The following is a 13,858-nucleotide window of genomic DNA, read 5'->3' on the forward strand; positions in this document are numbered from 1 at the left end:
CAGCCCTTAACAAACCATTATAAAAACAACGGAGTACCCTACCGTGCTGAAAAAAATTTCGCTGAGCGAGTCGATCCCCCCGCCGATGACCTGGCGTGACAACTTCACACCAGAAGAAGGTAAGGCATTTGGTGCGCAACTCTCTGCGCGTCTGGAACGCTTACCTGCCGCCCGCCCGCTGTGGCTGATTATCTTTGCGCTGGCATTGGGAGGCTGGTTTGAAGTGTATGACGTGTTCCTGACCGCCTATATCGGTCCCGGCATGGTTCGCGAGGGGATCTTTTCTCACGGTAGCCATAACTTTTTTGATCCCCATAGTCTTGGTGCGTTTGTCGCGGCGATGTTCCTCGGGGTTTTCCTCGGCACCTTGCTGATCGCCAATCTGGCTGACCGCATCGGGCGCAAAAAGGTGTTTATTATCGCCTTGCTGGTTTACGCGGTGGCCAGTGGCATTATGGCGTTTCAGCACCATCCGTTTTCCATTGTATTCTGGCGCATTGTGTCGGGTATTGGCGTCGGCGCCGAGCTGGTCACCATTGATGCCTATGTCTCCGAATTTATTCCGGCACGCCTGCGCGGCCGATCCTATGCGTTTGTGCAGGCCATCCAGTACACCTCGATCCCGACCATCGCTTTTCTTTCATGGCAGTTGGTCCCACAGGAAATTCTCGGCCTGAGCGGCTGGCGTTGGGTGGTGTTATTTGGCTGCATCGGCGCGGTGCTGGTGTGGATCCTGCGTATGGGATTACCCGAAAGCCCACGCTGGCTGGTTGAGCAAAGCCGCTACAAAGAAGCGGAAGACGTGGTACGCCGACTCGAAGCGCGTGTGGCCAAATCCACCGGTTCCGCGCTGCCTGCGATTGACAGCCATCTGTTGCAGCCTACTGAATCAAAACCGGCTGCAAAAAACGAAATGTGGCGTCCGCCGTACCGTCGTCGCACCATCATGCTGCTGGTGTTCAACTTCTTCCAGTCGATTGGCTATTACGGTTTTGCCAGTTGGATCCCGACACTGCTGGCAGCCAAAGGTGTGACCTTTACCCACAGTTTGCTCTATTCCTTCCTGATTGCTTTTGCCAGCCCGTTGGGGCCACTGGTGGCAATGACCTTTGCCGATCGCATTGAGCGTAAGTGGCTGGTGAGTGGCTCCGCGCTGGCCATTGCCCTCGTCGGCACGGTATTTTCCTGGCAGTCGCAACCGGTGATGCTGGTGACCTTGGGACTGCTGCTGTCGCTGGCCAGTACCTGTATGACGTTTTCTTACCGCGCCTATCAGGCTGAACTGTTTCCGACGCGTTTCCGCGCTAAAGCGATTGGATTGGTCTATTCGGTGAGTCGTATCAGCGGCATGCTGTCGGGCTTTACCATTGCCTGGGTGCTGAGTGAGATGGGGGTGAGTTCAGTGTTTGCCGTGATTTCCGGTGCGATGGCGATTGTGGTGTTTACCATCGGTGTATTTGGTCCGCGTACGCTGAATCGTCGTCTGGAAGAGGTGAATCCCTAAGGACTGATGACCAAAGAGATGTGATGCCAGGATGTATATAGCGGGATTAGGCAGCAGCCTAATCCCGTTTTCAATGGTGGTTATTTCTGTTCAGGCAGCGCGTACGCCAGCACATAATCGCCCACCGGCGTCTCCATATAGTGATGCCCGGCGGCAACAATCACCAGATACTCACGCCCATTTTGCGTGTAGATCATCGGGTTGGCCTGGCCCCCTGCGGGCAGTTCTGTGCTCCACACTTCCTTACCGGTTTTCATGTCGATGGCGCGAATTAAGTCATCGGTAGCGGCCGCGACAAAGATCAGCCCGCTGGATGTCACTACTGAACCGCCATTATTCGGCGTACCAATATTAATCGGCAATCCGGTTGGCAGGCCAAACGGACCATTACGACGTGCGGTGCCCAGTGGACGATCCCAGACGGTGCGTCCATCACGCAGATCGATGGCACGTATACCACCATACGGCGGCTCTTTATACAGCATTCCTGTGTACGGCAAGCGCCAGCCCGCATTCACGTTCACCGCGTAAGGCACACCGATTTGTGGATCGCCTGCCCCTTCCGCATGGCCGGTATCGTGTGGGTTATACGGAATTTCATCACGAGGTTTCCAGCCCAACGCATCGGCTTTGGCGCGCGGCACCAGAATGTTGTAGTTCGGCATATCGTTGTAGTTAGCAATGATGATGCCACGCGTCGGATCCACCGCCACGCTGCCCCAGTCAGAACCGCCGTTATAACCCGGATACTCTATCGAATGACGATCGGCTTCCGGCGGCGTGTACTGCCCTTTATAACTGGCTTGCTGGAACTGAATGCGGCACACCAGCTGATCCACCGGTGTTAAGCCCCACATGTCCTGCGGAGTGAGGTCCGGTTTACTCAGGTGATGGAACAACGAATAAGGCTAAGTTGGCGAACACTGGTCCGGTTCTACACCGCCGCCGGGCACCGGACGTTCCTCCACACCAAACAGCGATTTACCGGTGCGGCGATCCAGCACATAAATTTCACCCTGTTTGGTCGGCATGATAATTGCCGGCGTTTTACCGCCGTTTTTATCCGGATAATCCACCAACGTCGGCTGAGAACCGGGATCATAATCCCAGACATCTTTATGCGCGGTCTGGAAAGTACAGGCCGGTAAACCGGTATCGATATTCAATGCAGTCAATGAGACTGAATACTTATTCTCGGCAGGCGAGCGCGTACCGCTCCAATAGTCACCCGATGAGTTTCCGATCGGCAAATACACCAATCCTAATTTGTCATCACCGGTGAACGAGGTCCAGACGTCGGGTGAACCGCGTTTGTACGCATTGGGTCCTTTCTTCGGTGTGGCGGTATCCGGATCGGCAGCATCCCACGCCCACTTCAGTGCGCCCGTGCGCACGTCATAAGCTTTGATCACGCCTGGCGGGCCGAATGCGCGCTGGCCATCGATCGTCTGATGTCCCACCACCAGAGTGTCACGCATCACTACCGGCGCTGAGTTGATGGCCACATAGCCATCGTAGATTTCTCCCATATCTTCAGCGAGATTAACCGTGCCCTGATTGCCGAAACTGCGTGCCCACAAATACCAGTGCGAACCAGCCTGCACCGCTGATGCGCTTCATGAATATCAGTACAGCAGGGATGATCAGCCCTATGCCGGCCAGCACGTAGTACCAATTTCCGCCTAATGCCACGAGCCAGCCCCCTCCTGCGGCCAGGATAATCCCCAGCAACAGCAGAATAAGGGCAAATAATTTATTCCAGAACGAAAGTCTGGGTATTGGGTTTGCGATGTTCAAAATAATGTCCTTTGCCATAAACGATTGCAGGATTGTGTATTTTTTAAACTCCGCGATTAACTTTAGAATATTTCGAGGGTTATGCCGGGGTATTTGGCAAATATGCTAAATAAGCGGCACTTTTTATCCGCTTATATTCCTTATAGTTTCTGTGATAAATAGTTTACTGAGGTGGGGGCAAACACCCTTATCCTATCCCGATCAATTTTTGTCTGTGCATTTCCGCGACAAAATCCTGCTGTTTTTGATCTGGCGCAAGATCGCTATCTCACCATCCTGTCAGCTTATTCCTTACAGGGCGCATGACGCCAAATAACAAGAGGAATGCAGCATGACAGGTAAATTAGGCTTAGCGGGATTGTTACTGGTTTGGCTGGTGTATGTGGCGTGGATGGTGAGCTATTACTCTGGAACATTTTCACTCTTCACACATTAATCAACTCTCCATCACTTCTACAACGATAGTCACTTCATTTTCCCTGATGGCGGCGCTCAGGTCGCCATCTGGCACACACACCCTTTCCCGGCTCACCTAAAATTTCAGCCTGAAATCGCCACCTATTTTGCCTTCTCATGCGGCTTACATTCGTTTGTGGGCTGAGTGAACTGGCGTTTGAGCCGATTAAGCAGTATGATTCAACTCATCATGTGAGCCGAATAAGGTGGCTTTATGGCTCAGTCAATGAGCCTAATCGCCTGACTGTTTGGCTCACTGGCAAATGAGATGAGGCATGATATGTGGATATGGCAGCAGCCTGAATGGCCAACATTTCACTGGCAGGAGGAAAAACTTCTGCCGCGATTACGCTATCTGCAGCAGCAACGCGGTATTTTGCTGGGACGGGCGAGCATATCGGATAACGCCGATACGCAAACGCTGAATACGCTACTCGCCAATATTCTGTCTTCCTCCGCTATCGAAGATGAGCGCGTCAACGCCGAGTCAGTAAGATCTTCCCTTGCGCGGCGTTTAGGCGTTTCGCTGGAGCAGCCTTATCCCGTATCCGAACGTTCCGAAGGATTGGCCACCATGATGATGGATGCCATCACCCAGCGCGATGAGCCTCTCACGTTTGAGCGGCTGTGTCTGTGGCATCAGTGGCTTTTCCCGGCGAGTGAATGGACGATTAAGCGTTTAAACGTGGGCGGTTTGCGCGGTGAAGAACCGATGCAGGTCGTATCCGGACGCATCGATCGTCCAACTGTCCATTTTGAAGCGCCACCGCGTGACGGGCTTGAACGGCAGCTTGATCAGTTTATTCGCTGGTTTAATCAGAGCCATGACGAGGTCCAGCTCGATCCATTGCTGCGCGCCGCCATTTGCCATCTGTGGTTTGTCACGCTGCATCCCTTTGATGATGGCAACGGCCGTATTACGCGTGCACTGACGGATTTGGCGCTGGCGCAAGCAGACAGCCAAAGCATCCGGCTATATGCCATGTCGTCATCGATTCTGACCCGGCGCGCGGATTATTATCGGATTTTACAAGAGACACAGCGTGGCGATTTGGACATCACTGCCTGGATGCTGTGGTTCCTCGACGTGCTCAATGACAGCCTGGAAGAGGCACTGGCATCGGTCACGCGCATACAAAACAAAGCGAAATTCTGGCTGATTCACCATAATGCCCAATTGAACGCTGAGCAAAATCGCGTATTGAATCGCTTGCTGGATGGCGGTGAACAGGGATTTGAGGACGGCATTAGCGCCAGCCAATACCAAAAAGTGGCCAAGGTCAGTAAGGCGACGGCGACGCGCCATTTGACGGAATTACTGGAGAAAGGTTGTCTGGAGAAATTGCCGGGCGGTGGGCGCAGCACGCGTTATCAGATCAAGCTGTAGAGGATCAATGAGGCATCGGGAGCGACCTTCTCGCCGCTCCCAGTTTTCAGCTTTCAGCACTCAGCACTCAGCACTCAGCTTTCAGCTTTCAGCTTTCAGCTTGCAACTCTCAGCTCTCAGCTCTCAGCTTGCAACTCTCAGCTCTTAGCTCTCAGCTCTCAGCTCTCAGCTTTCAGCTCTCAGCTTTCAACTCTCAGCTCTCAGCTCTCAGCTCTCAGCTCTCAGCTCTCAGCTCTCAGCAAAGTATCAGGCAGCTTTAACTGCGCGCACTTTCTTTTCGGGTTTACCGATGTCTGCTTCCGCAGAAGCTTCAGATTCCGCAGAGGTTTCCGATTCCGCAGACGCCTCAGTCTCGACTTCGGCTGCCGCTTCTTCCTTTACCGCATCCGGTAATTTGCTGGTACGCAGGATATGCTGCACCGCATCCTTCTGTTCAGCCAGTAACATGCCTAACGCTTCAGCTTGTGCCTCATCCAGTTCAGGCTGATGCTGCTGCAGCCAGTCGGTGAAGGCGTCCGCCATATCGAGCATTTTGTCCCAGGCATCCGCGTCTTTTTTATTGGCAAACGTCATTTTTTCTTCACCCTTTCTGACAACAACATATTTGGTTTCGACTGCCATGATGCACCTCGGTTAACTGTATTTATATACAGTATATTCTAAGCAAACTTTTTTGAGCAAACGATTTATGCTCATTAAGCCAGTAATTCTTCCAGGAACGTCGCCAGCGCTTTGCGCGGATCGTCCTCTTCTGAAACGATCATTTCGATACCCCACTGCCCCAACACTTCTTTCGCCACCGGATTATTGCGGTTGGTAAACAGGTAGGATTTCGGCCGTGCGGTCGCTAATCCCGTGCGGCCCCACATTTTCGTCAGGCGGTAGAATAACAGACGAATGTTAAAGTCACTGATGCTGTAACCGACAAACAACACCGAGTTGCCCATCACGTCATGCGTCAGTTTGATATCCAGCGGCGAATCGAAATAGAGGCGCTCGAAGTAGCTGCTTTCATCCAGCACGATGGAGGTATCATCGTCAAAATCACCATGAAGTTTAATGATATGACGCTTGTCTTCGGTCAATGACACCAAATCTGCCGCATTCGCCACTTTGCTGTACGGCACATTGTGAGCTTCGTGCGCCATCTCCAGCCAGCGATCGTAATTGGTGGTATAGATACGCGAGAAATTGCCCTGCGTGATCATGGTGTGAATTTCAGAACTGCGCACGTCAATATCCGGGCGATGCCATTCACGATCCATCCAGCTGCGTAACGGGCCAAGCGAACCTTTCCGCTGCTTGTAATATTCCGCCAGAGAGAGGTGCGTGCCGTACGTATTGAAGATCTTTGGGTCGTAACCCAGTTCTTTTGCCAGATGCGCAATCAGCTCATGCCATTCCGGCAGACCAAGATTGCGTGAAATACCCGCGCCCGCAAACAGGATCAGTTTGCCTGCATCGTAAGCGCGTTTGAGTTCCGGTTTCATGCCAGTCCCCGTGAAGTTTTTAGAAAGGTGGCGAAACGATCCAGTGCCAGTCTGCGCATGGATATTTCGTTTTTAAAATCACCCATTTCAGCGAAAGTCTGCGAATGCCCTTCCGGTATGAATACGCAGTCCCATTGAAATTCGCGCGGACCGGCTGGAGCAGGCGCAATGGTACCGCGCAATTGCCCCTCAAACTGGTACATTTTACGGCCATCACAATAGCCCAGTACCGTTTTGGCTGTCACGCTGGGGGTCTCCAGACCGCTGACCAGTTTCGTGAAGCGCTCGGCGTTCAAACGGCTCCAGAAAATGCGCGTTAATCCGGCAGGCAACCCATTCAGCCCATCCAGATACAGGCCCGTATGTTCAACAAACAGCGGACGACCGATGATGGAAAAGGCTTTAGTCAGTTTGTCGCGGACCAGCTCAACTTCATTTTCTGTCTGAATTTCTTCAATGCGACGGGCGATGGGAATGACTTCGACGCCGACCGGCTCCAGGATGGTGCGCACTTCGGCAAGCTTTAACTCATTGGCAGATAGAAAGCGTATTTTCATTGCAACCAGTCGTTTTAAAGTGGATTTCACAATCGGGCCAGGCTGAATACGTGTCCAGCGCTTGTTGTTTTGCCTCTGGCTAAGCAGCGACCTTACGACACTTAGGTTTCATTCTAACGTGCTGACCTGTCATAGGGTAGGCACAATCGCGGTAAACAGAAAATGCGCTGCGCGTGTTACACGTTTTTTTTCGCCAGGCGACCAGATGGCAATCAACCGACTTAAGTCACATCATTCCACCAAAATTCACCGCAAAAAAACGCACATTCGACTTAGCATAGGTCAAATCGCAATGCAGCTTAGACAAGTGTAAATAAGCTGAAAACAGATATGACAGCCGTCACGCTTTTCCTTAATATACCTGACTGAAAACATTAAATAATTAAGACTATAAAACTGAGAATAGCTAATGATCTCTTATTTCAGTTCAGTATTTTCAAGGATTTGTAATCTGCCGTTTATATTGAAAGGTGATAGCCTGGAAAAGAAACTGCGCTTAACCTTAATGATCGCCGGGACATCCAGCATTCTTGCCGGGATTTATATGGTGTTGTTTAACGCTATCAGGGGTCACCATGACATTGCCTGGTTATATGGTGCCAGCACGACACTCGGCGTTTACATCACTTGTGCCGCTTTTTGCAGTGGGTTAAAACGCAACCTTTACATCATCGTGCATGCGCTACTACTCAGTATTATTCTGCTACTATTATTGGATAATTATCATACAATTGGTAAGCGATCTGAATATAATTATCTAATGGCTTTAACCATTGGTTCTGCTCTGGTGCTACGACAGCAATCTGGCTATCTCAGTAAAGTCTTTCCTCTCTTTTGTCTGGCATTTTATCTGTTGTTTATCACCACAGGCTTAACCTGGCAAGATGGCGCTTTTCAGCTCAGCATTCCTGAAGAACCTGGCTTCTATATGGTTAATTGCAGTGTGCCGATTATCGCACTGTTGTTAACCGTGTTCACGTCACGCGGTGATTATTCAGAAACCGATCTGATTAAGCGTGAACTTTCAAATGCCATTGAGAAGAATCAGCTGGAACTCTACTATCAGCCACAAGTCGATATAGATAAAAAGCTGATAGGCTTCGAAGCGTTACTTCGCTGGAAACATCCCGTGAAAGGTTTCATCTCACCAGAGGTCTTTATTCCTGTGGCGGAGAAAAGTGGTCTGATTATTGAGATTGGTAGATGGGTGATGGAAAAAACCCTGCAGCAAATGTCTGATTGGGATCGCTCGTATCATCTTAGCCATCTAAAGTTTTCGATAAACATCAGCCCATTACAATTGATGCATCGGGATTTCACTCAGGATACCTTGCTGACGCTCTCACATTATAAGATCAGTCCGGAAAGGTTAAAATTTGAAATTACTGAAACGACGTTTATTTACGATCAAAAAAGAATTAGCGGCGTTATTGAGCACTTTAGTCAGTTAGGCATTCAATGGGCAATTGATGATTTTGGCGTAGGCTATTCCTCTCTCAAATCGATCAGTGATTTCGCAATTGATGATATCAAAATCGACAAATCACTAATCATGCATATTTTTGATAATGAATCTGCAGCGATTGTAGTGCACAAGACGATTGAGTTATCACGCGAGATGGGATTAAACGTGCTGGCTGAAGGCATTGAGAGTGAGGAGTATTTCGACTATCTCCGTGAAAAAGGCTGCAACCTGTTTCAGGGATATCACTTCGCCCGCCCACTGCCTGCGGGAGAGGCTGCGCTTTGGATACGTAAAGCCACAACGTAAGAGACTTGTGCAATGGCGGCGGCTGAGCCGCCATTGTACGCAGGATTAAAATATCGCTTTGGCGATGATTAACGCCAGTCCCAACGTAACGAACTGCATCGAAACCATCCATTTGGTTTGTTTGTTCAGCGCCTGGTACAGATCGCCCCTGATCGCCAATACATCCGCCTTGGTCGCGTAATTTTCCTTTACTGACGCAACATCGCCTTTCACTTCTCGAACCTCCGACCGCACTTCCCCTATTTCTAATTTGACCTCAACGATTTCCGTCCTGACTTCTGCCATATCCTGCTTAGTGGCATAATTCGATTTAATAACAGCAACATCTGTGGCGATAATGGCCACTGTCTCTTCCAGCTTCCTGATTCTTGACTCCATGAAAATTTCTCCCAATCTCGGCTGCTTAATTTTTCTGCACTGTACGGATTGCGCGTGGCAGGCATTAAGATGACTTCTTATATTTTCAACTAACATGTTAACCCCAATCTTTTTAAACGTTGATTGGGTAATGCAGGTTAAGCCAGACCCATTCAAAATCCTTTTTACTCTTTTTCAACCTCACATTCCCTCAGGAAACGTCAATATGACACTTTACCGACAGGCTAAACAATACCGTTCCTTGTAAGAGAAGATAAAAAAACCATCTGAAGCGATTAATTAAATGCAAGGCGAGTTTAATTCACGATCAAAAAATCGAAATTCACCGTTTAAATCATGCGAAACATAAATAAAAGAATGAATGAATTCACAATTACGCTGAAAAGCAAAAAACTCACAACCATCAAGCTGTGAGTTTTCTCTCAATTAACAAAAAAATTATTTACTGATAAACAATGCCAGGTGGATTGACCTGTGACGCTTCCACGCCCTCCTCCTGTTCTCCCCAGCGAGCCAGCACCTGTTGATATTGCCCGCTGGCTATTGCGCCATTTATCGCCTGCTGTAACGCCAAATCCAGACCATTGCCTTTTTTGGTGGTCACCGCGACCCACGCACGGAAAGGTCCGTGTCCGACAATTTTAGTTTGCCCGCGTGACGCCACTTTCCATGCCGCCATCGCTTGCGGACCAAAAGAGGCGTCCGCTCGTCCGGAAAGCAACGCCAGCGTCGCTGAAGCATCATCATTGAGGTAAATCGGCTGAACCGGCGCCAACCCCTGCGCGCGGTTCTTCGCATCCCAACTCAGCAAAATTTTCTCCTGATTGGTACCCGAACCGACAATGATGCGTTTACCCGCCACATCCTCGCGCCCGTTGATCGCCGTAATCGCACTGTCTGCTTTGACGGCAAACGCATGGTTATCGGCACGATAGGTGGCGAAATCGAACTTTTGTTTCCGTTCTTCCGTCACCGCAATGTTGAACATCGCCACATCATAACGCCCTGCGGTGATGCCCAGCGGCCAGTCTTCCCAGGCGGCAGGCACCAGTTTGAGTTTTAAGCCCAAACTGTCGGCCAGTAAGCGGGCAAAATCAGGGTCACTACCAATCAGCGTTTTGTTATCTGATGCCCACAAGCCGATTGGCGGTGAATTGGATGCCGTGGTCGCCACCGTCAAATATCCCGGCGTCACAAAATGAAAACCCGTCGGAATTTTGGCAATGGCTTGCGGGTTAGCCGGAATATGGATTGGCGTTTCGTTGTTTTTGGCATCCAGTGTTTCTGCTGCCAACAGCGGTGAACTGAATAACCATGCGGCAAGCGCGCTGACAATCACTCTTTCCATCATAGGACTCGCGCCAAAAATCGTTTGGTGCGCTCATGGCGCGGCTGATTGAGCACCTGATGCGTGCTACCTTGCTCGACGATGCGGCCATCCACCATAAACACCACCCGATCAGCCACTTCGCGCGCAAAGCCAATCTCGTGCGTCACAATCACCAGGGTGGTACCGGAGCGCGCCAGCTTTTTAATCACGTCCAGCACTTCGCCCACCAGCTCGGGATCGAGCGCTGATGTCGGCTCATCGAACAGCATCACGCGCGGATTCAGCATCAATGCACGCGCAATCGCGATACGTTGCTGCTGCCCACCCGAAAGATGACGCGGCCAGGCATCGGCTTTATGGCGCAATCCCACGATATCCAGCAATTCTCCCGCCCGCTCAATCGCCTCGCGTCGTGATAATTGACGATGGGCAATCGGTGCCTCGATCAGGTTCTCCAGTACCGTCAGATGCGGGAACAAATTGAAGTTCTGAAACACGTAGCCAACGTTGATGCGCTGACGCAAAATCGCCTTCTCTTTCAGCTCATACAGCTTGTCACCGCGACGCTGGTAGCCAATGTAATCACCGTCGATTTGAATGAAACCCTCGTCCACGCGCTCAAGATGATTAATGGTGCGCAGCAGGGTGGATTTCCCTGACCCCGACGGACCAAGAATCACCGTTACCGATCCCGGTTCCAGCTCCAGCGATACATCTTCCAGCGCTTTGTGTTTACCAAACGATTTGCTGACGCCGGTGATGCTGATGGCACCTGTGGTATGCAGATGACGATAATCAATGGCTTCGGACATGGGACAGCTCCTCATTAGCGGTAGCAGAGCGATTGCGCCATTGACGCCAGCGCGACGGTTGCGGTTCACGCGTGACACTACGTGCCAGCCAACGTTCAACGCTGTGCTGCAGCAGTGACAATACGGTGGTGATAATCAGATACCAGGCCGCGCCCACCATTAACAGCGGAATCACCTGCTGAGTGCGGTTGTAGATCATCTGGATGGTGTAAAACAGCTCCGGCATTGCCAGCACGTACACCATCGAAGTGCCCTTGGCGAGGCTGATGATTTCGTTAAACGTGGTAGGAATGATGGCGCGTAGTGCTTGCGGCAGAATGATGCGGAAGGTTCGACGGGACGAAGATAATCCCAGTGCGGACGCGGCTTCAAATTGACCGTGATCGACGCCCAAAAAGCCACCGCGAATAATCTCCGCACTGTAGGCGCTCTGCACTAGCGTCAGTCCAATCACCGCTGCCGGGAATTGCCCCAGCACGTTGATGGTCTGGAAATGCCCCCACGACAGTGCCGTAAAGGGCACGCCGAGCGACAGCGTGTCGTAGAGATAGGAGAAGTTATACAAAATGATCAGCACCACAATCAGCGGCAGCGAGCGGAATAGCCAGATGTAGCCAAACGCCAGCGTGCTCAATAACCATGATGAAGAGAGTCGCGCCAGTGCCAGCAGGCCGCCAAAAATCAGGCTCAGTACGGTGCCGAATAAGGTCAGCAATAACGTTTGCCCGAGCCCCGTAAGGATCACCGGGTCAAAGAACCAGCGAGCAAACACACGCCATTCCCAACGGGGATTAAAGGCCACCGAATCAACCACGCTGGCCAGAATAAACAGCGCGACAACCGCCCCGATGATCCTTCCTGGATAGCGTGCGGGCACCACGGTTAAATGTTGTTCCTGACTCATCTCAACTCCTTAGCTGGCTTGCGCCACGCTGTGCACATCAATCACCTTGAGGAAACGTAAGCGCCCGTCATGAGGTGGCTGGCTGTAGATTTCCATATCTTCCAGCAGCGCAAACTGCGGCTGATAGCCATGGCCGATATACAGCTGTACGGCTTCCGGCTGACGAAATCCGGTGGTCAGGAACACTCGCTGGTAACCGGCGCGTAACGCACGGCGCTCCAGCTCCTGTAAAATCAGCAGCGCCAGTCCCTGACGACGCAGATCGCTGCGCGTCCAGATACGTTTAAACTCGGCAGTCACGGCGTCATAGGGTTTATAGGCACCCATGGCGATGATCTCGCCGTCACGTTCCAGCACGATAAACAGCCCACGCGGCGGCAAGTACCATTCGGTCAGCTCAACTTCATTGGCACTTTTGAAGAAATCGCCGTAACGTGCGGCGTATTCACCAAACAGGCCGGTAATGATGGGCTGTAACTCCTCGGCCTCGGGATGCACCTCGCGGAAAAATTGCTGACTCATGCCGCCTCCTTAATCGCCGAGTCCGGCCGGGTTGATTTCAGAGTGATCGAGACGCTCCACACCTTCACCCCAGCGGTTCAGCACCTTGTCGTAATCGCCGTTCTTGATCACGCCATTGAGTGCCGTGTTAATCGACTGCACCAGACCGTTATCTTTTTTCACCGTCACTGCGATGTGTGCCGCTTTCGGCCAACCCCCATCCACGCTGCCCACCAGTTTGGTTTGATGGGTTAACGCGGCTTTCCATGCGCCAATCACGTTAGGCCCAAAGTAGGCATCGGCGCGGCCGGACTGCAGCGCGAGCGTTTGTGCAGCATCATCTTTGGTGTACACCGGCGTGAAAGGCTTCAGTCCTTTAGCCTGATTCTCCTTATCCCACGCCAGTAAGATGGCTTCCTGGTTGGTGCCGGAACCCACAATGATGCGCAGCCCGGCGATGTCTTCGGCTTTGTTCAATGACTTAATCTGGCTGCTGGACTTAACGTAGAAACCCAGAGAATCTTTGCGGTAGGTGGCGAAATCGAAGCGCTCTTTGCGCTCTTTGGTCACGGTAACGTTAGAGATTGCCGCGTCATATTTGCCAGATGCCACACCGAGCGGCCAGTCTTCCCATGAGGTTGGCACGACATTCAGCTTCAACCCCAGGCTATCGGCCACCAGACGAGCGATATCCACTTCGCTGCCAAGCAAAGTTTTGTTGTCATCGCTGAACACGGTTAACGGCGGAGAATTCTGCGCGGCCACTGCCACGGTAAATGAACCCGGCACGGCAAACTTATGTCCGGCAGGAATTTGCGCCACCGCAGCGGGATTCGCCACGGTGTTCACTGGCGTTTTATTGGCTTCGATGCTGATCTGCTGACCGTTCACTGCCACGTCTTCAGCCAAAGCCGCACTGCTTAAACTCAGCAGCATCAGCGCAATAAGGGATTTCTTCTGCATAGCGTTTT

Annotated in this window: 15 protein-coding genes; 3 read left to right on the plus strand and 12 right to left on the minus strand. The window is 51.5% G+C overall.

Going from position 1 to position 13,858, the window contains the following annotated elements; translation table 11 throughout:
* The first annotated feature begins 43 nt into the window (after nt 1-43).
* Nucleotides 44-1,504 carry an MFS transporter gene (locus IAE30_RS01470; RefSeq protein ID WP_200537695.1) on the plus strand — a complete coding sequence of 487 codons (1,461 nt, stop codon included), beginning with the start codon at nt 44-46 and terminating at the stop codon, nt 1,502-1,504.
* Nucleotides 1,505-1,584: 80 nt separating this feature from the next.
* Here IAE30_RS01470 and IAE30_RS29935 read toward each other — a convergent pair whose 3' ends face one another.
* Genes IAE30_RS29935 through IAE30_RS01480 form a run of 3 tightly spaced genes read right to left on the minus strand, consistent with a single transcriptional unit; the run spans nt 1,585 to nt 3,319 of the window.
* Nucleotides 1,585-2,361, minus strand: a complete 777-nt coding sequence (locus IAE30_RS29935) for a PQQ-binding-like beta-propeller repeat protein (protein ID WP_234472650.1) — start codon at nt 2,359-2,361, stop codon at nt 1,585-1,587.
* Between the two features lie 51 nt (nt 2,362-2,412).
* The gene (locus IAE30_RS29940) at nt 2,413-3,084 is read right to left on the minus strand and encodes a hypothetical protein (protein ID WP_234472651.1); all 672 of its coding nucleotides are present in this window, start codon (nt 3,082-3,084) and stop codon (nt 2,413-2,415) included.
* Nucleotides 3,047-3,319 carry a hypothetical protein gene (locus IAE30_RS01480; RefSeq protein WP_234472652.1) on the minus strand — a complete coding sequence of 91 codons (273 nt, stop codon included), beginning with the start codon at nt 3,317-3,319 and terminating at the stop codon, nt 3,047-3,049. The genes IAE30_RS29940 and IAE30_RS01480 overlap by 38 nt, the downstream gene beginning before the upstream one ends.
* 718 nt (nt 3,320-4,037) lie before the next feature.
* Between IAE30_RS01480 and IAE30_RS01485 the strand changes: the two genes are divergently transcribed.
* Nucleotides 4,038-5,144, plus strand: coding sequence for a Fic family protein (locus IAE30_RS01485; protein ID WP_082082055.1), 1,107 nt, complete (start codon nt 4,038-4,040; stop codon nt 5,142-5,144).
* A 246-nt stretch (nt 5,145-5,390) separates the two neighbouring features.
* Here IAE30_RS01485 and IAE30_RS01490 read toward each other — a convergent pair whose 3' ends face one another.
* The 3 genes from IAE30_RS01490 to IAE30_RS01500 form a co-directional block, all read right to left on the minus strand.
* Nucleotides 5,391-5,765, minus strand: coding sequence for a YebG family protein (locus IAE30_RS01490; RefSeq protein WP_200677998.1), 375 nt, complete (start codon nt 5,763-5,765; stop codon nt 5,391-5,393).
* A 74-nt stretch (nt 5,766-5,839) separates the two neighbouring features.
* Nucleotides 5,840-6,634 carry an SIR2 family protein gene (locus IAE30_RS01495; RefSeq protein WP_034829783.1) on the minus strand — a complete coding sequence of 265 codons (795 nt, stop codon included), beginning with the start codon at nt 6,632-6,634 and terminating at the stop codon, nt 5,840-5,842.
* Nucleotides 6,631-7,191 (minus strand): non-canonical purine NTP pyrophosphatase, encoded by a 561-nt coding sequence (locus IAE30_RS01500; protein ID WP_045815411.1) that lies wholly within the window; start codon nt 7,189-7,191, stop codon nt 6,631-6,633. Before IAE30_RS01500 ends, IAE30_RS01495 begins: the two co-directional genes overlap by 4 nt.
* 409 nt (nt 7,192-7,600) lie before the next feature.
* Here IAE30_RS01500 and IAE30_RS01505 point away from each other — a divergent pair, with 409 nt between their 5' ends.
* Nucleotides 7,601-8,962 (plus strand): bifunctional diguanylate cyclase/phosphodiesterase, encoded by a 1,362-nt coding sequence (locus IAE30_RS01505; RefSeq protein ID WP_200678000.1) that lies wholly within the window; start codon nt 7,601-7,603, stop codon nt 8,960-8,962.
* Nucleotides 8,963-9,007: 45 nt separating this feature from the next.
* On the opposite strand, the gene IAE30_RS01510 is transcribed toward IAE30_RS01505, so the two are convergent.
* From IAE30_RS01510 to IAE30_RS01535, 6 genes are all read right to left on the minus strand, one after another.
* Nucleotides 9,008-9,436, minus strand: a complete 429-nt coding sequence (locus IAE30_RS01510) for a hypothetical protein (protein WP_234472653.1) — start codon at nt 9,434-9,436, stop codon at nt 9,008-9,010.
* Nucleotides 9,437-9,782: 346 nt separating this feature from the next.
* Nucleotides 9,783-10,688, minus strand: coding sequence for an ABC transporter substrate-binding protein (locus IAE30_RS01515; RefSeq protein WP_200678368.1), 906 nt, complete (start codon nt 10,686-10,688; stop codon nt 9,783-9,785).
* The gene (locus IAE30_RS01520) at nt 10,688-11,482 is read right to left on the minus strand and encodes an amino acid ABC transporter ATP-binding protein (protein WP_045815413.1); all 795 of its coding nucleotides are present in this window, start codon (nt 11,480-11,482) and stop codon (nt 10,688-10,690) included. Before IAE30_RS01520 ends, IAE30_RS01515 begins: the two co-directional genes overlap by 1 nt.
* Nucleotides 11,466-12,386 carry an amino acid ABC transporter permease gene (locus IAE30_RS01525; protein ID WP_200678002.1) on the minus strand — a complete coding sequence of 307 codons (921 nt, stop codon included), beginning with the start codon at nt 12,384-12,386 and terminating at the stop codon, nt 11,466-11,468. The genes IAE30_RS01520 and IAE30_RS01525 overlap by 17 nt, the downstream gene beginning before the upstream one ends.
* A gap of 9 nt (nt 12,387-12,395) precedes the next feature.
* Entirely contained in the window at nt 12,396-12,908 is a 513-nt protein-coding gene (locus IAE30_RS01530) for a GNAT family N-acetyltransferase (protein ID WP_045815415.1), read from the minus strand.
* 9 nt (nt 12,909-12,917) lie between these two features.
* Nucleotides 12,918-13,850: an ABC transporter substrate-binding protein gene (locus IAE30_RS01535; protein ID WP_200678004.1), complete on the minus strand. Its 933-nt coding sequence runs from the start codon at nt 13,848-13,850 to the stop codon at nt 12,918-12,920.
* Between the last annotated feature and the right edge of the window lie 8 nt (nt 13,851-13,858).

Source organism: Pantoea sp. S61 (genome assembly GCF_016625145.1).
Classification (GTDB): Bacteria; Pseudomonadota; Gammaproteobacteria; order Enterobacterales; family Enterobacteriaceae; genus Pantoea; species Pantoea rwandensis_B.

Excerpts from the sequence above, each read along its gene's own strand:
- IAE30_RS29935 (WP_234472650.1), bottom strand. The coding sequence starts at position 2,361 with ATGTGGGGCTTAACACCGGTGGATCAGCTGGTGTGCCGCATTCAGTTC.
- IAE30_RS01480 (WP_234472652.1), bottom strand. The coding sequence starts at position 3,319 with ATGGCAAAGGACATTATTTTGAACATCGCAAACCCAATACCCAGACTT.
- IAE30_RS01485 (WP_082082055.1), top strand. The coding sequence starts at position 4,038 with ATGTGGATATGGCAGCAGCCTGAATGGCCAACATTTCACTGGCAGGAG.
- IAE30_RS01490 (WP_200677998.1), bottom strand. The coding sequence starts at position 5,765 with ATGGCAGTCGAAACCAAATATGTTGTTGTCAGAAAGGGTGAAGAAAAA.
- IAE30_RS01495 (WP_034829783.1), bottom strand. The coding sequence starts at position 6,634 with ATGAAACCGGAACTCAAACGCGCTTACGATGCAGGCAAACTGATCCTG.
- IAE30_RS01500 (WP_045815411.1), bottom strand. The coding sequence starts at position 7,191 with ATGAAAATACGCTTTCTATCTGCCAATGAGTTAAAGCTTGCCGAAGTG.
- IAE30_RS01505 (WP_200678000.1), top strand. The coding sequence starts at position 7,601 with ATGATCTCTTATTTCAGTTCAGTATTTTCAAGGATTTGTAATCTGCCG.
- IAE30_RS01510 (WP_234472653.1), bottom strand. The coding sequence starts at position 9,436 with ATGTTAGTTGAAAATATAAGAAGTCATCTTAATGCCTGCCACGCGCAA.
- IAE30_RS01515 (WP_200678368.1), bottom strand. The coding sequence starts at position 10,688 with ATGGAAAGAGTGATTGTCAGCGCGCTTGCCGCATGGTTATTCAGTTCA.
- IAE30_RS01520 (WP_045815413.1), bottom strand. The coding sequence starts at position 11,482 with ATGTCCGAAGCCATTGATTATCGTCATCTGCATACCACAGGTGCCATC.
- IAE30_RS01525 (WP_200678002.1), bottom strand. The coding sequence starts at position 12,386 with ATGAGTCAGGAACAACATTTAACCGTGGTGCCCGCACGCTATCCAGGA.
- IAE30_RS01530 (WP_045815415.1), bottom strand. The coding sequence starts at position 12,908 with ATGAGTCAGCAATTTTTCCGCGAGGTGCATCCCGAGGCCGAGGAGTTA.
- IAE30_RS01535 (WP_200678004.1), bottom strand. The coding sequence starts at position 13,850 with ATGCAGAAGAAATCCCTTATTGCGCTGATGCTGCTGAGTTTAAGCAGT.